This is a genomic window from Cupriavidus taiwanensis (genome assembly GCF_900249755.1).
In the GTDB taxonomy this organism is placed as follows: domain Bacteria; phylum Pseudomonadota; class Gammaproteobacteria; order Burkholderiales; family Burkholderiaceae; genus Cupriavidus; species Cupriavidus taiwanensis_D.
Map to the genome: position 1 here is coordinate 1,524,850 of NZ_LT976854.1, position 19,248 is coordinate 1,544,097.

The 19,248-nt window shown below is 67.5% G+C and carries 14 protein-coding genes; 6 read left to right on the forward strand and 8 right to left on the reverse strand.

What is annotated here, in order from left to right; translation table 11 throughout:
• Positions 1 to 30 precede the first annotated feature (30 nt).
• From CBM2594_RS22545 to CBM2594_RS22580, 8 genes are all read right to left on the reverse strand, one after another.
• Entirely contained in the window at positions 31 to 1,971 is a 1,941-nt protein-coding gene (locus tag CBM2594_RS22545) for an amidohydrolase (RefSeq protein ID WP_116358993.1), read from the reverse strand.
• Positions 1,972 to 1,977: 6 nt separating this feature from the next.
• Positions 1,978 to 2,799 carry an alpha/beta fold hydrolase gene (locus CBM2594_RS22550; RefSeq protein ID WP_116358995.1) on the reverse strand — a complete coding sequence of 274 codons (822 nt, stop codon included), beginning with the start codon at positions 2,797 to 2,799 and terminating at the stop codon, positions 1,978 to 1,980.
• A 72-nt stretch (positions 2,800 to 2,871) separates the two neighbouring features.
• Positions 2,872 to 3,558 (reverse strand): hydrolase, encoded by a 687-nt coding sequence (locus CBM2594_RS22555; protein ID WP_116358997.1) that lies wholly within the window; start codon positions 3,556 to 3,558, stop codon positions 2,872 to 2,874.
• A 333-nt stretch (positions 3,559 to 3,891) separates the two neighbouring features.
• Positions 3,892 to 5,235 (reverse strand): NADP-specific glutamate dehydrogenase, encoded by a 1,344-nt coding sequence (gene gdhA, locus CBM2594_RS22560; protein WP_116358999.1) that lies wholly within the window; start codon positions 5,233 to 5,235, stop codon positions 3,892 to 3,894.
• Between the two features lie 287 nt (positions 5,236 to 5,522).
• Positions 5,523 to 6,278, reverse strand: a complete 756-nt coding sequence (locus CBM2594_RS22565) for a DeoR/GlpR family DNA-binding transcription regulator (RefSeq protein ID WP_116359001.1) — start codon at positions 6,276 to 6,278, stop codon at positions 5,523 to 5,525.
• A gap of 256 nt (positions 6,279 to 6,534) precedes the next feature.
• Positions 6,535 to 7,998 carry a phosphonoacetaldehyde dehydrogenase gene (phnY, locus tag CBM2594_RS22570; RefSeq protein ID WP_116359003.1) on the reverse strand — a complete coding sequence of 488 codons (1,464 nt, stop codon included), beginning with the start codon at positions 7,996 to 7,998 and terminating at the stop codon, positions 6,535 to 6,537.
• A 42-nt stretch (positions 7,999 to 8,040) separates the two neighbouring features.
• Entirely contained in the window at positions 8,041 to 9,303 is a 1,263-nt protein-coding gene (gene phnA, locus CBM2594_RS22575) for a phosphonoacetate hydrolase (protein ID WP_116359005.1), read from the reverse strand.
• 83 nt (positions 9,304 to 9,386) lie between these two features.
• Complete coding sequence (locus CBM2594_RS22580) at positions 9,387 to 10,109, reverse strand: phosphonate utilization associated transcriptional regulator (RefSeq protein WP_116359007.1); 723 nt, start codon at positions 10,107 to 10,109, stop codon at positions 9,387 to 9,389.
• Between the two features lie 265 nt (positions 10,110 to 10,374).
• On the opposite strand from CBM2594_RS22580, the gene CBM2594_RS22585 reads away from it, so the two are divergent.
• From CBM2594_RS22585 to CBM2594_RS22610, 6 genes are all read left to right on the forward strand, one after another.
• Entirely contained in the window at positions 10,375 to 11,409 is a 1,035-nt protein-coding gene (locus tag CBM2594_RS22585) for a putative 2-aminoethylphosphonate ABC transporter substrate-binding protein (protein WP_116359009.1), read from the forward strand.
• A 92-nt stretch (positions 11,410 to 11,501) separates the two neighbouring features.
• Entirely contained in the window at positions 11,502 to 12,614 is a 1,113-nt protein-coding gene (locus tag CBM2594_RS22590; RefSeq protein ID WP_116359011.1) for a putative 2-aminoethylphosphonate ABC transporter ATP-binding protein, read from the forward strand.
• Positions 12,605 to 14,431: a putative 2-aminoethylphosphonate ABC transporter permease subunit gene (locus CBM2594_RS22595; protein WP_116359012.1), complete on the forward strand. Its 1,827-nt coding sequence runs from the start codon at positions 12,605 to 12,607 to the stop codon at positions 14,429 to 14,431. The genes CBM2594_RS22590 and CBM2594_RS22595 overlap by 10 nt, the downstream gene beginning before the upstream one ends.
• 37 nt (positions 14,432 to 14,468) lie before the next feature.
• A complete protein-coding gene (locus CBM2594_RS22600) occupies positions 14,469 to 15,602 on the forward strand; it encodes a 2-aminoethylphosphonate--pyruvate transaminase (protein WP_116359014.1) in 1,134 nt (377 codons plus the stop codon).
• Positions 15,603 to 15,812: 210 nt separating this feature from the next.
• Positions 15,813 to 16,664 (forward strand): EamA family transporter, encoded by an 852-nt coding sequence (locus tag CBM2594_RS22605; RefSeq protein WP_116359016.1) that lies wholly within the window; start codon positions 15,813 to 15,815, stop codon positions 16,662 to 16,664.
• 90 nt (positions 16,665 to 16,754) lie between these two features.
• On the forward strand, positions 16,755 to 19,241 hold the full coding sequence (locus tag CBM2594_RS22610; RefSeq protein ID WP_116359018.1) for a GcvT family protein: 2,487 nt from the start codon (positions 16,755 to 16,757) through the stop codon (positions 19,239 to 19,241).
• Positions 19,242 to 19,248: the final 7 nt, after the last annotated feature.

Below are 19,248 nucleotides of genomic sequence, written 5' to 3' on the forward strand. Positions count from 1 at the left end.
GTCTCCGGATCGGGTCGGCACCAGGCTTGCTCAGAAGGCCCAGCAGGAGCAGCCGAGCGCGCCCCAGAAGGTGCTTTCGTCCGAAACCGGCATGCCCGCGGTCCAGGCCCTGGCATGCGCATGGCCGTGCGCGCCGCACGAACTGGCACAGCCGCACGCGGTGCTCAGGGCCAGCTTCCGGGCTTGCGGGCGCGGCTGGTAGCCGCCCGCGTGGCGCACCGGCGACCAGTCCGGCATGGCGGGCGGGATGGCGGGCGACAGCTTGCCGAAGTCGCCGTCGCCATAGACCACTTCGCCGCCCAGCAGGGTCAGCACCGAGGTGATGTCCTGGATCTCGTCGCCCGGCACGCTGAAATAGTCCGCGGACAGCACCGCCAGGTCGGCCAGCTGGCCCGCCTTGATCTGGCCCTTCTTGCCGGTCTCGGACGAGAACCAGGTATTGGCCTCGGTCCACAGCCGCAGCGCGGTCTCGCGGTCGAGCAGGTTGGCCTGCGGGTACATCGCCATGCCGCCCACGGTCTTGCCGGTGGTCAGCCAGTACAGCGACACCCACGGGTTGTAAGAGGCCACGCGCGTGGCATCGGTGCCGGCGCCGACCTTCACGCCCTTTTCCAGCATCTTCTTCACCGGCGGCGTCGCCTCGGCGGCGCGCGCACCATAACGCTCGACAAAGTACTCGCCCTGGTAGGCCATCCGGTGCTGCACCGCGATGCCGCCGCCAAGCGCGGCGATGCGGTCGATATTGCGCTCGGAGATGGTCTCGGCGTGGTCGAAGAACCAGTTCAGGCCGTCGAACGGGACCTCCCTGGCGACCTTCTCGTAGACGTCCAGCGCGCGCGAGATGGTCTGGTCGTAAGTGGCATGCAGGCGCCAGGGCCAGCGCTTCTCGGCCAGCAGGCGGATCACCGGCTCCAGGTCGCCTTCCATCGACGGCGCCATCTCGGGGCGCTCGACGCGGAAGTCCTCGAAGTCGGCGGCGCTGTAGACCAGCATCTCGCCGGCGCCGTTGTGGCGGTAGAGGTCGTCGCCCTGGCCGGGCTTGACGGTTGACGTCCAGGTCTTGAAGTCGCTCAGCTCTTCCCTGGGCTTCTGCGTGAACAGGTTGTAGGCGAGGCGCACCGTGAGCTGCCCTGCCTTGTGCAGCGCCTCGATGATGTTGTAGTCCTCGGGATAGTTCTGGTAGCCGCCGCCGGCGTCGATCACGCCAGTCACACCGAGCCGGTTCACCTCGCGCATGAAATGGCGGGTCGAGTTCTTCTGGTACTCGGGCGGCAGCTTCGGACCCTTGGCCAGCGTGGCATAGAGGATGGTCGCGTTGGGCCTGGCCAGCAGCAGGCCGGTGGGGTTGCCGCGTGCATCGCGCACGATCTCGCCGCCCGGCGGGTTCGGCGTGTCCTTGTTGTAGCCCACCGCGCGCAGCGCGGCGCCGTTCAGGATGGCGCGGTCGTACAGGTGCAGGATGAAGACCGGGGTGTCGGGCGCCACCGCATTCAGTTCCCCGATGGTCGGCAGCCGCTTCTCGGCGAACTGGTGCTCGGTGAAGCCGCCCACCACGCGCACCCATTGCGGCGCCGGCGTGCGCGCGACCTGGTCCTTCAGCATGCGCATGGCGTCGGCGAGCGAGCGCACGCCGTCCCAGCGCAGCTCCATGTTGTAGTTCAGGCCGCCGCGGATGATATGCATATGGCTGTCGATCAGCCCGGGAATGGCGCGCCGGCCATTCAGGTCGACCACCCTGGTCTGCGCGCCGGCCAGCTTCATGATGTCCTGGCGCGTGCCGACGGCGACGAAGCGCCCGTCGCGGATCGCGACGGCGTCCGCTTGCGGGTTGGACTTGTCGAGCGTGGCGAACTTGCCGTTGACGAGGACAAGGCTGGGTTGGCTGCCAGGCGACATGGCGAAGGTCTCCGAGAATGGCGCCGCGCCGAGCGCGGCGGCCGAGGCGATGAATTGCCGGCGGGACACTGACATCGTGGCTCAGCCCTTCAGGAATGCCAGCAGGTCGGCGTTGACCTGGTCGGCATTGACCACGCACATGCCGTGCGAAGCGCCCGGATACACCTTGAGGGTGGCGCCCTTGACCAGTTCCACCGACCGCTTCGCCGAAGCGTCGATGGGCACGATCTGGTCGTCGTCGCCATGCAGGATCAGCGTCGGCACGTCGAACTTCTTCAGGTCCTCGGTGTAGTCCACTTCCGAGAATTCCCTGATGCAGGCGTACTGCCCGACGATGCCGCCGGCCATGCCCTGCGCCCAGAAGGCATCGATGGTGCCTTGCGAGACCTTGGCGCCGGGACGGTTGAAGCCGAAGAACGGCGTCGCCAGGTCCCGGTAGAACTGCGAGCGGTTGTCGGCCACGCCCTTGCGGATGCCGTCGAACACATCGATCGGCAGCCCGCCGGGGTTGGTCGCGGTCTTGAGCATCAGCGGCGGCACCGCGCCGATCAGCACCGCCCTGGCAACACGGCCGGTGCCATGGCGGCCGATGTAATGCGCCACCTCGCCGCCACCGGTGGAATGCCCCACCAGCGCGGCATCGCGCAGGTCCAGCGCGTCCAGCAGCGCGGCCAGGTCGTCGGCATAGGTATCCATGTCGTTGCCCTGCGCCGGCTGGTCCGAGCGGCCATGGCCGCGGCGGTCATGGGCGATCACCCGGAAGCCCTGCTGCACCAGGAACAGCAGCTGCGCGTCCCACGCATCCGCATTCAGCGGCCAGCCGTGCGAGAAGACCACGGGCTTGCCGCTGCCCCAGTCCTTGTAGAAGATCTGCGTACCGTCCTGCGTCGTGATGGTGCTCATGATGGGGCTCCTGGCTGCAATCAAGGGATCGGGTTGGCTTGTGGCGGGTTCGGTGGCGGGTTCGGTGCCGGCTCAGCGGGCAGGCACGGCGGCAAGTGCCTGATGCGGCGTGGCGGTGCGCTGCGCGGCCTTGTGGACCATGGTGTAGGCGTAGTCCACCCCCATACCGTAGGCGCCCGAGTGCTCCTTGACCAGTTTCATCACGGCGTCATAGGTGTCGCGGTGGGCCCAGTCGCGCTGCCACTCCAGCAGTACCTGCTGCCACGTCACGGGCACCACGCCGGCCTGGACCATGCGCTGCATGGCGTAGTCGTGCGCTTCCTTGCTGGTACCGCCCGAGGCATCGGCCACCATGTAGATCTCATAGTCGCCTTCGGCCATGGCGCAAAGGGCAAAGCTGTTGTTGCAGACCTCGGTCCACAGGCCGGACACCACCACCTTCTTGCGGCCATTGGCCTTGAGCGCATCACGCACCTTCTGGTCGTCCCACGAGTTCATCGAGGTGCGTTCCAGCAGCTTGTGGTCCGGGAACACATCCAGCAGTTCCGGGTAGGTAAAGCCCGAGAACGACTCCGTTTCCACCGTGGTGATGGTGGTCGGGATGTTGAAGATCCTGGCCGCCTTGGCCAGGCCGACGGTGTTGTTCTTCAGGGCCTGGCGGTCCATCGACTGCACCCCGAAGGCCATCTGCGGCTGGTGGTCGATAAAGATCAGCTGGCTGTTTTGCGGGGTCAGGACTTCGAGCTTGGGGTTCGTCATGATGATCTCCGATCAGGGGCGCATGGACAGGCTGGCTTGCAAGTTAGTGACGGCTACCGCTGCATTCATTCACCAGTGGTGTTCACTTGGTGTGTGTGCATAGTAGGAAAGGCGCCGTGCACTGACTACAGTGCGAAGTCCGACGACAGTGTTCGCGGTTTGCGAATAATCGGGAGATGCAGGCGGGCGGCCGCGGCGGGGAATGACGGGCATGCGGGGCCGCCCAGCGATGCCGGGGCAGGTACTGCCAAGGGGGAATTGGAGGGAGATGCGCCAGACGGGTGCCCGCACCCGCCCGGCAACGGCCGGCATTGCGCCGGCCGGAACTTCAGGTCAGATCACGCCCTGCGCCAGCATGGCATCCGCCACCTTGACGAAGCCGGCGATATTCGCGCCTTCCACGTAGTTGATGTAGCCGTCCGCCTTCTGCCCGTGGTGGATGCAGTTCTGGTGGATGTCCTTCATGATCGCGTGCAGCTTCTCGTCGACCTCGGCATGGTGCCAGGACAGGCGCATCGCGTTCTGCGACATTTCCAGGCCGGAAGTGGCAACGCCGCCGGCATTGCTGGCCTTGCCCGGGGCGTACAGGATCTTCGCATCGACGAAGCGGTCCACCGCTTCCAGCGTCGACGGCATGTTGGCGCCTTCGGCCACGCAGATCACGCCGTTGCCGAGCAGGGTCTCGGCGTCGTTGCCGTCCAGTTCGTTCTGGGTGGCGCACGGCAGCGCCACGTCGGCGGGCACGTGCCACGGGGTGCGGCCGGCTTCGAAGGTCATGCCGTGGCGGGCGGCAAAGTCCGACAGGCGGCCGCGCTCTTCATTCTTGAAGGCCATGACTTCGGCCAGCTGTTCGGTGGTCATGCCCTGCGGGTAGTGCAGCACGCCGCCGGAGTCGGACAGCGTCAGCACTTTGGCGCCCAGCTCGATCGCCTTCTCGGCCGCGTACTGCGCCACGTTGCCCGAGCCGGAAATCAGCACGCACAGGCCGTCGAAGCCGCGCCCGCGACGGTGCAGCATTTCCTGCGCAAAGTAGACCGTGCCGTAGCCGGTCGCTTCCGGGCGCATCAGGCTGCCGCCGTAGGCCAGGCCCTTGCCGGTGAAGACGCAGGCCGACTGGTTCGACAGCTTCTTCATCATGCCGGCCATGAAGCCGACTTCGCGCGCGCCCACGCCGATATCGCCGGCCGGGATGTCGGTATCCGGGCCCAGGTGGCGGTACAGCTCGGTCACCAGCGCCTGGCAGAAGCGCATCACTTCACCGTCGGACTTGCCCTTGGGATCGAAGTCCGAGCCGCCCTTGCCGCCGCCCATGGGCAGCGTGGTCAGCGCGTTCTTGAAGGTCTGCTCGAAGCCCAGGAACTTCAGCACCGACAGGTTCACGGTCGGATGGAAGCGCATGCCGCCCTTGAACGGGCCGATGGCGGAGCTGTGCTGCACGCGGAAGGCGCGGTTGACCTGCACGCGGTTCTGGTCGTCGGTCCATGCCACGCGGAACTGGATCACGCGCTCGGGCTCCACCAGCCGCTCGAGCAGGGCCTGGTCGGCGTAGCGCGGGTTGCGCTCGACGAACGGCCACAGCGTCATCATGACTTCCTTCACGGCCTGGAGGAATTCGGGTTGATTGGGGTCGCGGCGGGCTACCCCCGCCAGAAACGCTTCAAGGGAAGGAGAATTCACGGATGTCTCTTGCTGTGCTGGAGTGGCTGGACCGGCAGCCTTTGCCGGCTGGGTGCCGGTCTGCGGTGCCGTGTGGCGTTGCGCCGATGGAAGGTGGGTTGCCTCCGGTTATCGGACGGGCACGGCTGGCCATGCCGGTCCGACAACCCAGCACTTTAGCACCGGCGTGGGGCATACGACAGTCAAAACACCTGTGACAGCGGCGTCAAGGCCGCTTTTTGGTGCGTGTCCGGCCGGATTTCCGTGCGATCAGCGGACAATGCGGCCGCAAGCGCCGAGGCTGGACTTCAGGCAATCAGCAACTTGTTGCCCCGTTCCTTCAGCGCCGCGCCCACGTCCGGTTCCGGCGCCATGTCGGTGATGACCCAGGCCGCCAGCTCGGCGTGCTTGATGGTGACGCCGGTGTTGCGCCCGAACTTGGTGTGGTCGGCGACCACGCAGGCTACGTCGGCGGCCAGCAGCATGCGGCTGCGCAGCTCCGCCGCGGCGCGCGAGAAATCGCAGATCTCGCCGCGCGGCGTGATGCCGCCGATGCCGATAAAGGCAAAGTCGGTGTGGTAGCGCGACAGCTGTTCGATGGTGTCCCAGCCGTGCGTGGCGTCTTCGTTGTCCTGCAGCTCGCCGCCCAGCACGATCACGCGGTTGCCGTTGCGCCGGCCCAGCAGCTGGGCGATGGCAAGGTCGTTGGTGTAGACCAGCAGGTTGTGGTGGCCGTGCAGCGCCTGCGCCACCGCATGCGTGGTGGTGCCGTAGTCCAGGATCAGCGAGGCGCCGTCGCGCACCAGCTCCGCCGCGCGCACGCCGATGGCGCGCTTGCCTTCGGCATTGACCTGCGCGCGGGTCTGGGTATCGGGCTCGGTGCGGTCAGGGGCCAGCGCGCCGCCGTGGGTCAGCACCAGCAGCCCGCGCGTGGCCAGCGCGTTGAGATCGCGCCGGATGGTCTCGCGCGACACGTCGAGTTCGCTCACCAGCTCGCTGATGGCCAGCGCGCCGGTGGCGGAGAGCTGATCGAGGATGTATTTCTGCCGTTGTTCGGCGAGCACGGTGACTCCGGGAGGGTCGGGGATTGGGGGCTGATTCTAGCGCAGCGGGGATGACTCAGGCGACCTTGCGCCAACCGCGATAGCCCTTCCCATGACCGACTGGGTGCTCCCTCTCCCGCTTGCGGGAGAGGGTCGGGGTGAGGGAGAGGCTCCACGAAGTGAAGGCCCTCGCGATTGCCAGCGCCGGCCCTCACCCCCGGCCCCTCTCCCGCACGCGGGAGAGGGGAGCAAACTCTCAGCGGGTTTCGGCCTCAGCTCACCCCCACGGCAACGTAATCGTCTTCAAGTTCGTAAAACTCTTCGCCGCCTCCTGCACCCCCTCCTTGTACCCCAGCCCCGAATCCTTGATGCCGCCGAACGGCGTCAGTTCGATGCGGTAGCCCGGCACCTCCCACAGGTTGACCGTGCCAACATGCAGTGAATTGGCGATCTTCGTAAAGGCCTCGATATTGTTGGTGCACACGCCCGACGACAGCCCGAACGCGGTGCCATTGGAAATCCGGATGGCATCGTCGACGTCGCGGAAGGTGATGATCGGCGAGACCGGGCCGAAGGTTTCCTCGCGCACCACCGTCATCGACGGATCGACGCGGTCCAGCACCGTCGGCGAATAGCTGGCGCCGTTGCGCTGGTTGCCCGCCAGCAGCCGCGCGCCCTGCGCCACGGCCTCGTTGACGCGGGCTTCGAACAGCTGCGCGGCCTGCTCGTCGATGACGGTGCCCATATCGACGCCGCGGTCCATCGGGTCGCCGTATTTCCACGCGCGGGTCTTCTCCACCACCAGCTCGGTGAAGCGCGCCGCCACGGCCTGGTGCACCAGCATGCGCTTGACCGCGGTGCAGCGCTGGCCGGAGTTCTTGTACGAGCCCTGCACCGCCAGGTCGGAGGCGCGGTCCAGGTCGGCGTCGTCCAGCACGATCAGCGGGTCGTTGCCGCCCAGCTCCAGCACCACGCGCTTGTAGCCGGCCTTGCTGGCAATGTACTTGCCGATCGCCACGCCGCCGGTAAAGGTGACCAGGTCCACCGCGGGGTGGGTGATCAGCTCGTCGGCGATCTCGCGCGGGTCGCCGGTGACCACCTGCAGCATCTGCGGCGGCAGGCCGGCTTCATACAGCAGGTCGGCCAGGTAGAACGCCGACAGCGGCACCTTTTCCGACGGCTTGAGCACCATGCGGTTGTTGGTGGCGATCGACGGCGCCACCTTGTGCGCGACCTGGTTCATCGGGTGGTTGAACGGGGTGATGGCGCAGATCACGCCCATCAGCGGCTCGCGCTGGGTCATCACGCGGCGCTTCTTGCCGTGCGGTGTCAGGTCGCACGAGAACAGCTGGCCGTCGTCGCGCAGCGCCTCGGTGGCGGCGAAGCCCAGCACGTCGGCGACGCGGCCGATCTCGTACAGCGAATCCTTCTTCGACAGGCCGGATTCCAGCGTGATTAGGTCCGACGCCTCCTCGGTGCGCTCGCGCAGCAGCGCCGCGGCGCGGTTCAGGATGGCGGCGCGCTCATAGCGCGTCAGCGTGGCGCGGTAGGCCTGGCCCACCTCGAAGGCGCGGCGCACGTCTTCCAGCGTCGCCTTGGGCACGGTGCCCACCAGCGCGCCGTCGAACGGGTTGCGCACTTCGATGACGCGCTCGCGCACGATCTTCTGGGCGTCGATGCGCAGCGCCTCGGCGCGGAAATGGGGGCTGACGGCGCCAGCGGGAAATTGGGGGGCGTTCATGGGTCTCCTCCGGTCAATACGGTTCGCTACGGCCCGATGCACTCAGTGCAGGTGGTTCAGCGCGACATCGAAGATGTCGAAATTGCGCAGCCGGGCCTTGCCGGGAATGCCGGCGGTGGCGCGGTTGAACACCAGCGGCACGGTCTGCTCCGACACGCCGCCGTGCGAGCGCAGCGGCGCGTCCAGCCCGGACAGGTCGTGGCGGCTGCGGCTGGTGCCCAGCACGACGTGCTTGTCGCTGGTGACGACCAGGTCGCCGACGCGGTCGGGCGGCAGCTCGAAGCGCGCGCAGGCCTCGGCATTGGTCAGCACGCTCTCCACGCCCTGCAGGTCGCGCAGGCGCGCCTGGATCGCGGCGGCGTCGGCATCGTCGGGCAGGTAGATGGTGGCGTAGGAGCCGAGCGCGCCGTGGTGGACCACGTACGGATCGGTGATCGGCAGGATCACGCGCGCGCCGCCGTCGGCCACGCCGCGGCCCAGCCAGGCGTCCAGGTGGTCCTGCAGGTAGATCACGTTGGGCGCCTTGGTGGCGTCGTCGTGCTTGGCGTTCATGCCGTGGTCGGCGGTCAGCGCGACCACGCAGCCCAGTTCGTCCAGGCGCGCCAGGTACTTGTCCATCATCGCGTAGAAGGCGTTGGCGCCATCCGTGCCGGGGGCGAACTTGTGCTGGATATAGTCGGTGGTGGACAGGTACATCAGGTCCGGGCGGCGCGTCTCCATCAGGCGCACGCCGGCGGCGAAGACGAACTCGGACAGCTCGGCGCTATACACGTCGGGAACCGGCATGCCGACCAGCTCGAGCACGCCGTCGATGCCGTTCTCTGCCACCGTGGCCTGGTCGGCCTTCTCCGACGAGAAGCAGATGCCCCGCATGCCATGGCCCAGCAGCCGGCGCAGCTTGTCCTTGGCGGTGACCACGGCGACGCTGGCACCGGCCTCGGCAAAGGCCGCCAGGATGGTACCGGCGCGCAGGTACTTGGGGTCGTTCATCATCACTTCCTCGCCGCGCCCGCCGTTGGCGCTGCGGTCAAAGAAGTAGTTGCCGCAGATGCCGTGCACCGCCGGCGGCGCGCCGCAGACGATGGACAGGTTGTTGGGGTTGGTGAAGGTCGGCACCACGCAGGCACCGCGGAAGGCCGAACCGCCCTCCAGCAGACGCTTCAGGTACGGCGCGCGGCCGCTGGCCGCGGCAGCTTCCAGGTAGTCGAACTCGCAGCCGTCGACGCAGACCACCACGACGGGCTGCTGCATCCAGCGATAGGTGCGCTGGTTGACGGTAATGGTGCGGGCGTTGGTATCGGGCATGGTCGGTTCCTGTACGGGGTCGCGGTCTTTGCGGGAGTCTTTGCGGGGAGTCGTTGCGGTAGCTGCGATGGATTCGGTCGGGGTCAGGCGGCGGCATCGGTGCCGGTGGCGGCGCCGGTGCCCGATGACGCCACCGCGGCATGCATGCGCGCGCGGCCGCGCTCGACGTGCTCGCGCATCAGGCGCGCGGCCAGCTCGCCGTCGCGCGCGGCAATCGCCGAGACGATGGCGCGGTGCTCGCGGGTGGAATCGGGCATGGCGGCGTGGCTGCGCGACAGCGCCTCGCGCCGGAACAGCGTCAGTTCCTTGACCAGGCGCCGGTAGGTATCCAGCAGCTTGCGGTTGCCGGCCAGCTCGACCATGCGGTCGTGGAAGGCCAGGTTCAGCCGCGTGTACTCATCGACATCGCGCGACTGGCTGGCCGCGCCCAGCGCCTCCACCAGTGCGCGCAGCTCGCGCAGGCTGTCAGGCGTGATGCGCGCGGCCAGCTGCCGGCCGATGAACTCATCCAGCACGGCGCGCAGTTCATAGATCTCATCGGCTTCCTCCACCGAGATGGCGCGCACGAACACGCCGCGGTTCTTCTCGGTGCGCAGCAGGCCGGCCTGCTCCAGCGCGCGGAACGCTTCCCGCACCGGACCACGCGACACATTGAGCTGCCCCGCGACTTCGATCTCGTTGAGCTTGGCGCCGGGTGCCAGTTCGCCGGACATGATCCGCAACTCCAGTTCGCGCTGCACCAGGGTGGTCAGGGACTGGCTCTGCAGGATGGTGATTTCGTTCGCCAGCGGCGCTTGGCGTGACATGAAGACTCCCGTTTGTGACGGATTCGGCTATATCGAAAATCCTTATTGCCATTAAAGCAAGCGGTTTGTATATTGTCAACAATCAAGGCATCGGCGCAGAACCTCGGGTGGCAACGGAACGCGTCAAAAGTCGGGCACATGTCTTGCAAGTGTTGTAGCACAAGGGTTTTACGGTGATTCAATGTTGTGCAGCGCGCCCCACGGCATTGCAACATATTCACCATATTGACACATTTCTCCACCTACAATGCCGGAAGGAGTCCCCATGCAACCGTCCTTCACCACCACCCTGCGCACCGCCGCTGCCCTGCTTGCGCTAGCCGCCTCCGGCACCGCGCTGGCCCAGAAAACCACGCTGACCGTCTATACGGCGTGGGAGACCGAGACTCTCAAGCCCTATGCCGAGGGCTTCGCCAAGGTGGCGCCCGATATCGAACTGAAATACGTGCGCGACTCCACCGGCGTCATCACCGCCAAGGCGCTGGCCGAGAAAGCCAACCCGCAGGCCGACGTGATCGCCGGGCTGGCGGCGTCGAGCCTGGAACTGCTCAAGCAGGAAGGGATGCTGACGCCGTACACGCCGAAGGGTTTCGAGAAGCTGACGCGCGACTACAGCGACAAGGCCACGCCGCCGTCGTGGGTGGGGCTGGACGTCTGGGGCGCCACCATCTGCTTCAACACCGTCGAGGCCAAGAAGCGCAACCTGCCCCGCCCCGAAACCTGGAAGGACCTGGCCAAGCCGGTCTACAAGGGCGCCATCGTGATGCCCAACCCGGCCTCGTCCGGCACCGGCTTCCTGGACGTGACCGCGTGGCTGCAGCTGTTCGGCGAGCAGGAAGGCTGGAAGTACATGGACGCGCTGCACGAGAACATCGCGCAATACACGCATTCCGGCTCCAAGCCGTGCAAGCAGGCCGGCTCAGGGGAATTCCCGATCGGCATCTCGTTCGAGCTGCGCGCGCACAAGACGCTGGCGTCGGGCGCGCCGATCGAGATGGTCTTCCCCAAGGAGGGCCTGGGCTACGACATCGAGGCCGCCGGCATCGTCAAGGGCACCAAGAAGATGGAGGCAGCGCAGCGCTATATGGACTGGCTGGCCAGCAAGGAAGCCAACCAGCTGTTCGCCAAGGACTGGGCCATCGTGGCCTACCCGGGCGTGGCGCGGAAGGTGGAAACCATCCCCGCCAACTACGAGCAGATGCTGGTCAAGAACGACTTCAGCTATATCGCAAAGAACCGCGAACGCGTGCTGACCGAATGGCAGAAGCGCTACGCCAGCAAGTCGGAAAAGCAGCCCTGAGCGCCTGAACGCCGTCCTGTACCGGCGCCGCCGGCCCGCGTTGCGGGCAGGCGGCGGCCGGGCCCCCAACAGAACACACCAGGCCCCACGCCATGCAGACCTCCCCATCCACGGCCGAGACCTACCTCAGCCTGAAAGGCATCCACAAGCGCTTCGGCGGCAGCAGCGGCGCCTTCGTCGCCCTCCACAACATCGACCTGGACGTGCGCCAGGGCGAACTGCTGTGCTTCCTGGGCCCGTCGGGCTGCGGCAAGACCACGCTGCTGCGCATCATCGCCGGGCTCGAATCGCAGAACGCCGGCACCATCCACCAGGGCGGGCGCGACATCTCCACGCTGCCGCCGATGGAGCGCGACTACGGCATCGTGTTCCAGTCCTATGCGCTGTTCCCCAACCTGACCGTGGCCGACAACGTCGCCTACGGCCTGGTCAACCGCCGCATGCCGCGCGACCAGCGCCGCGCGCGCGTGGACGAGCTGCTGACGCTGGTGGGACTGCCCGACCGCGGCAACCAGTACCCCGCGCAGTTGTCCGGCGGCCAGCAGCAGCGCGTGGCGATTGCGCGCGCGCTGGCCACCTCGCCCGGCCTGCTGCTGCTGGACGAGCCGCTGTCGGCGCTCGACGCGCGCGTGCGGGTGCGGCTGCGCAGCGAGATCCGCGCGCTGCAGCAGCGGCTGAACATCACCACCATCCTGGTCACGCACGACCAGGAAGAGGCGTTGTCGATGGCGGACCGCATCGTGGTGATGAACCAGGGCGCGATCGAGCAGGTCGGCACCCCGGCGCAGATCTACCAGCGCCCGGCGACGCCGTTCGCGGCGGACTTCGTCGGCAAGACCAACATGCTGGGCGCGCGCGTCTGCGGCGACGGCGAGCTGCACCTGGGCGGCGTGCGCATGCACTGCACCGCGCCCGCCGGCTGCTGTCCCGACGAAGACGTGCAGGTGTTCTTCCGACCCGAAGACGTCTGCGTGCGCGGCATCGACCAGCACGGCCCCAATGTGCTGGAGGCCACCGTCGACAAGATCGAGTTCCTCGGCGCGTTCTCGCGGCTGACGCTGCGCCTGCCTGACGCAGCCTCCGGCGCGCTGTACGCCGACCTCTCGCTCAATGACCTGCACGAGCTGCGCCCGCACACCGGCGACCGGCTGCGCCTGGCCATTCCCGCTGACCGTATCCGAATCTTCCGCCACGCATGCGCATGAGCCTCACTGCGGCGCCGGCCGCTACGTCTGCCACCCTGCCGGCTACCGATACCCTCTCTCCCACCCCGGCCAGCGCGCCGGCGGGACCCTCGCAGCCCACGCAGCCCACCCAGCCTGCGCCGCCGGCGCTGGTCGCCACCTCGGTGCGCGCGCACTGGACCGACCGCCTTGCCCACGTGCTGCTGGCGCTGGCCGCGCTGGCGCTGGCCTGCTTCGTGCTGGCGCCGATCGTGATGATCCTGGCCCAGAGCGTGCAGAACCGCGATGGCTCCCTGGCCGGCATCGCACATTTCCGCGCCTACTTCGAGTCGCCCGCGCTGCTGCGCTCGGTATGGAACAGCCTGTGGGTCTCGGCGCTGGCCACCTGCATCACGGTGCCGCTGGCATTCGGCTTTGCGTATGCGCTGACGCGCAGCCGCATCGGCTGCAAGGGCCTGCTGCGCAACCTGGCGCTGATCCCGCTGCTGGCGCCCTCGCTGCTGGCGGCGATCTCGTTCATCTTCTGGTTCGGCAACCAGGGGCTGTTCAAGCCGTGGATGGGCAGCACCCAGATCTACGGGCCGCTGGGCATCGTCGCCTCGCTGGTGTTCGCCACCTTCCCGCATGCGCTGATGATCCTGATCACCGCGCTGTCGCTGACCGACGCGCGGCTGTATGAAGCCGCCGACGCGCTCGGCACCTCGACCGTGCGCAAGTTCTTCACCATCACCTTGCCGGGCGCGCGCTACGGCGTGGTCAGCGCGGCGATGGTGGTGTTCACCTATGCGATCTCGGATTTCGGCATTCCCAAGGTGATCGGCGGCAATTTCCATATGCTGGCGACCGACATCTACAAGCTGGTGATCGGCATGCAGGACTTCTCGCAGGGCGCGGTGGTGTCGCTGATGCTGCTGGTGCCGGTGGCCGTGACCTACTGTGTCGACGCCCGCGTCCAGCGCCGCCAGATGGCGCTGATGTCGGCGCGCTCGGTGCCCTACGTGCCGCGCCGCAGCCCGCGCTTCGACCTGGCCATGGCGGTGTTCTGCTGGGTGATGGCGGCGCTGATGCTGGCGGTGATGGGCATGGCGGTGTACGCGTCCTTCGTCAAGCTGTGGCCGTACAACTTCTCGCTGTCGCTGAACCACTACCGGGTCGGGCTGGTCGAGGGCGGCGTGGTCGATTCCTACCTGAACAGCCTGCGCATGGCGGGGCTGGCCGCGGTGATCGGGCCGGTGTTTATCTTCGCCACCGCCTACCTGCTGGAGAAGACGCGCGGCATGGACTGGCTGCGCAGCTTCGTGCGGCTGATGGCGGTACTGCCGATGGGCGTGCCGGGGCTGGTGCTGGGCCTGGGCTATATCTTCTTCTTCGTGCCGCAGGCCAACCCGCTGCACGGGCTGTACCAGACGCTGGGCATCCTGGTGCTGGTGACCATCGTCCACTACTACGCGTCGTGCCACCTGACCGCCGTAACCGCGCTCAAGCAGCTCGACGCCGAGTTCGAGGCCGTGTCCGCGTCGCTCAAGGTGCCGTTCTACAAGACCTTCTTCAGGGTCACGGTGCCGGCGTGCCTGCCCGCCATCCTGGAGATCTCGCGCTACCTGTTCATCAATGCGATGACCACGGTCTCGGCGGTGGTGTTCCTGTACGGCGCCGACACCAAGCTGGCCTCGGTCGAGATCGTCAACCTGGACGAGTCCGGCGACATCGGCCCGGCCGCGGCGATGGCCACGCTGGTGGTGCTGACCTCGGCCTTCGCCTGCCTGCTCTATTACCTGCTGCAACGCGTGCTCGATTGCAAGACCCAGGCCTGGCGCCAGGGCCAGGGCAACGACTGAATTCCCTCTTTCACTCCTTCCCAATCAGGAGCTCACCATGATCCGCGGCAACGACCCGATCCTTCTGACCCCCGGCCCCCTGACCACCTCGCTCGCCACCAAGCAGGCCATGCTGCGCGACTGGGGCTCGTGGGACGCCGCCTTCAACACCATCACGCGCAGCCTGTGCGACGACCTGGTGCGCATCGTCCACGGCGAAGGCACCCATGTGTGCGTGCCGATGCAGGGCAGCGGCACCTTCTCGGTGGAAGCGGCAATCGCCAACGTGGTGCCGCGCGACGGCAAGGTGCTGGTGCCGCAGAACGGCGCCTACTGCCAGCGCATCCTGAAGATCTGCAAGGTGCTCGGCCGCGCCAGCGTGGAACTGCCGATCCCGGAAGACCAGCCCGCCAGCGCCGCGCTGATCGAAGACGCGCTGCGGCGCGACCCGTCGATCACGCACGTGGCGCAGGTGCATTGCGAGACCGGCGCGGGCGTACTGAACCCGCTGCAGGAGATCGCGCTGCTGTGCCAGCGGCTGGGCAAGGGCCTGATCGTCGATGCCATGAGCTCGTTCGGCGCGCTCGAGATCGACGCCCGCACCATGCCGTTCGACGCGCTGGTGGCTGCCACCGGCAAGTGCATCGAGGGCGTGCCGGGCATGGGTTTCGTGCTGGTCAGGAAGGACGTGCTGGAGGCCAGCCAGGGCAACAGCCACTCGCTGGCGCTGGACCTGTACGACCAGTACGTCTACATGCAGAAGACCACGCAGTGGCGCTTCACGCCGCCCACGCACGTGGTGGCGGCCTTCCGCGCCGCGCTCGACCAGTTCCTGGAGGAAGGCGGCCAGCCGGTGCGCGGCGCACGCTATCAGCGCAACTGCGACGCGCTGGTGCAGGGCATGGCGGCGCTGGGCTTCCGCGCCTTCCTGCCGGCGGCGGTGCAGGCGCCGATCATCGTCACCTTCCATGCGCCGGCGGATGCGCGCTATGACTTCAAGACCTTCTACGCCAAGGTGCGCGAGCGCGGCTACATCCTGTATCCGGGCAAGCTGACCCAGGTGGAGACCTTCCGGGTCGGCTGCATTGGTGCGATCGATGACAACGAGATGCGCAACGTGGTGACGGCGATCGGCGAGGTGCTGCGGGAGATGGGGATCGAGATGCAGGCGCAGTTGGCGGAGGCGGCGTAAGTCAAGTGCCGCGGGCCTTTCGAATCCCGCTTGGGTACTCCCTCTCCCGCTTGCGGGAGAGGGTTGGAGTGAGGGCCACCACGAAGTGCAAACGCTTCGTGCTTGCCACACGCCTGCCCTCACCCCCGGCCCCTCTCCCGCAAGCGGGAGAGGGGAGCAAACAAGCGGGCGTACGAATGCACCAGCAGATCAAAGACCAACACCCCCCTCATGTCCCTCCCCCCCGATTTCCACGGCCTTGCCTTTGCCGCCGTGATGCTGTCGGCGCTGATGCATGCGTCGTGGAACGCCATCGTCAAGATCGGCGGCGACCGGCTTTCGTCGATGGCGCTGATCGATACCTTCTGCCTGCTGGTCGCCCTGCCCTTCCTGTTCCTGGTGCCCGTGCCGGCGCCGCAGGTGTGGCCATTCCTGCTGGCCACGGTGGCGCTGGAGGTGGTCTACAAGCTGTCGCTGGTCGCCGCGTATAACCGCGGCGACTTCAGCCAGGCCTATCCGCTGATGCGCGGCTCGGCGCCGATGATGGTGGCGATGCTGCTGTTGCTGAGCGGCGGCGAGCGGCTTGGCCCGGGCGGTTATGCCGGCATCGCGCTGATCTGCTGCGGGCTGGTCAGCCTGGTGCACTGGCGCCGGCAGGCGCCCGACCTGCTCGGCTTTGCGCTGCTGGCCGGAGCCTGCCTGGCGGGCGGCACCGTGATCGACGGCACCGCGGTCAAGCGCCATGGCGAGGTGCTGACCTACATCGTCTGGCTGCAGGCGCTGTCGCATGTGTTCATGCCCGGCTATGCCTTCAGCCGCCGCGGCACGGCGCTGCTGGCGCTGCTGCGCACGGAATGGAAGCGCGCCGGCATCGGCGGCATCAACCGCGTGGGCTCGTACGCGCTGATGCTGTGGGCGATGACCATGGCGCCGGTGGCCAAGCTGGCGGCGCTGCGCGAATCCAGCGTGATTTTCGCCGCGCTGCTGGGGCATTTCCTGCTGCGCGAGGCCTTTGACCGCCGCCGCGTGGTGGCGACTGCGCTGGTGCTGCTGGGCATCGTGACACTGCAACTGGCACGCTGACGATTTGTTGCATTTTGCGTTGTTTATTGGCATTTTGTGGCATACCATGGCAATCATCCTCCACCGCTTTCGCCCCGCGCGTTGAATCCCATGTCCCCTGCCATCCCCTCCCAGGCCCGCGTCGTCGTCATCGGCGGCGGCATCATCGGCTGCAGCGTTGCCTATCACCTGACCAAGCTCGGCTGGACCGACGTGGTGCTGCTCGAGCAGGGCCAGCTGTCGTGCGGCACCACCTGGCACGCCGCCGGCCTGGTCGGCCAGCTGCGCTCGCAGGAAAGCATGACCAAGCTGATCCGCTACTCCACGCAGTTGTACAGCGAACTGGAAGCGGAAACCGGCCTCGGCACCGGCTGGAAGCAATGCGGCTCGCTGTCGGTCGCGCGCACCGCCGAGCGCATGACGCAGCTGCGCCGCACCGCGGCGGTGGCGCGTGCCTATGGCGTGGACTGCGAGGTGATCTCGCCCGCGCAGGCCGGCGAACTGTGGCCGGCGATGCGCACCGACGACCTGCTCGGCGCGGTCTGGCTGCCGGGCGACGGCAAGGCCAACCCGACCGACCTGACCCAGGCGCTGGCGCGCGGCGCGCGCAGCCGCGGCGCCCGGATTGCGCAAGACACGAAGATCACCGCGATCCATACCCGCGACGGCCGCGCCACCGGCGTCAGCTGGCGCAACAAGGCCGGCGACGAAGGCCGCATCGAGGCCGAGATCGTGGTCAACTGCGCCGGCCAGTGGGCGCGCCAGGTGGGCCAGATGTGCGGCGTTACCGTGCCGCTGCACTCGGCCGAGCACTACTACATCGTCACCGAGCGCATTGCCGGCGTACACCCTGACCTGCCGGTGATGCGCGACCCCGATGGCTTTATCTACTTCAAGGAGGAAGTCGGCGGACTGGTGATGGGCGGCTTCGAGCCGGACGCCAAGCCGTGGGGCATGCAGGGCATTCCCGAGCCGTTCGAGTTCCAGCTGCTGCCCGATGACTGGGACCAGTTCCAGATCCTGATGGAAAACGCGCTGGTGCGCGTGCCGGCGCTGGAAACGGCGCAGGTCAAGCAGTTCTACAACGGGCCGGAATCCTTCACGCCGGACAACAACTTCATCCTGGGCGAGGCGCCCGAGCTGCGCAATTTCTACGTCGGCGCGGGCTTCAACTCGATGGGCATCGCCTCGGCCGGCGGCGCCGGCATGGCGCTGGCCGAGTGGATCGTGGCGGGCGAGCCCACCATGGACCTGTGGCCGGTCGATATCCGCCGCTTCGCCGGTTTCAACGGCAACCAGAGCTGGCTGCACGACCGCATCAAGGAAACGCTGGGCCTGCACTACGCGATGCCCTGGCCCAACCGGGAACTGGATACGGCGCGGCCGTTCCGCCGCTCGCCGCTTTATGCCCATCTGCACGCCGCCGGCGCTAATTTCGGCAGCAAGATGGGGTGGGAGCGGCCAAACTTCTTCGCGCCTGCCGGACAATCGCCCGAGATCCGCTATTCGTTCGGCCAGCAGAACTGGCTGCCATGGAGCGGCGCCGAGCACCGCGCCTGCCGCGAGGGCGTGGCGCTGTTCGACATGAGCTCGTTCTCCAAGTACCTGGTCAAGGGCGCCGATGCCGAAACGGTGCTGCAGTACGTGATGAGCAACGACGTAGCGGTGCCGCCGGGGCAGACCGTCTATACCGCGATGCTCAACGATCGCGGCACCTATGAATCCGACCTGACCGTGACCCGGCTGGCGCATGACCAGTACCTGGTGGTGACCGGCTCGGCGCAGACCACGCGCGACTTCAGCTATATCGAGCGGCTGATCCCGGCCGACAGGCGCTGCGTGATCGTCGATGTCACCGGGCAATACGCGGTGCTGGCGGTGATGGGGCCGCGCTCGCGCGAGCTGCTGCAGCAGGTGTCGCGCGCGGATTTCTCCAATGACGGCTTCCCCTTCGGCAGTTCGCGCGAGATCGACCTCGGCTACGCCACCGTGCGCGCGACGCGGCTGACCTATGTGGGCGAGCTGGGCTGGGAACTGTACGTGCCGGTGGAATTCGCGGTGGGCGTGTACGAGACCCTGCACGAGGCGGGCCGCGCGTACGGGCTGGTCAATGCCGGCTACTACGCGATCGAATCGCTGCGGCTGGAAAAGGGCTACCGCGCATGGGGCCGCGAGCTGTCGCCGTCGGTCGACCCGTTCGAGGCGGGACTGTCGTTCGCCTGCAAGCTGGCCAGCGGCATCGACTTCCGCGGGCGCGAGGCGCTGCTGCGGTTGAAGCAGGCGGGCGCGCCTGCGCGGCGCATGGTGGTTGTGACGGTGGACGGCGCCAGCGATGCCATGCTGTGGGGCGGCGAAGCCGTGCTGCGCACCGGCCCCGACGGCAGCGTACGCGCGGTGGGCGCGCTCAGTTCCGCCGCCTTCGGCCATACGCTGGGCTGCCCGGTCGGCATGGCCCTGCTGGCGCGCGAGGACGGGCCGGCCGATGCGGCGTGGCTGGAATCCGGCACCTACCATGTCGACCTGGCCGGCGCACTGCTGCCCGCACGCGTGCACCTGCGCGCGCCCTACGATCCGGCCTCGGCGCGGCCGAAGGCCTGAACCAAAA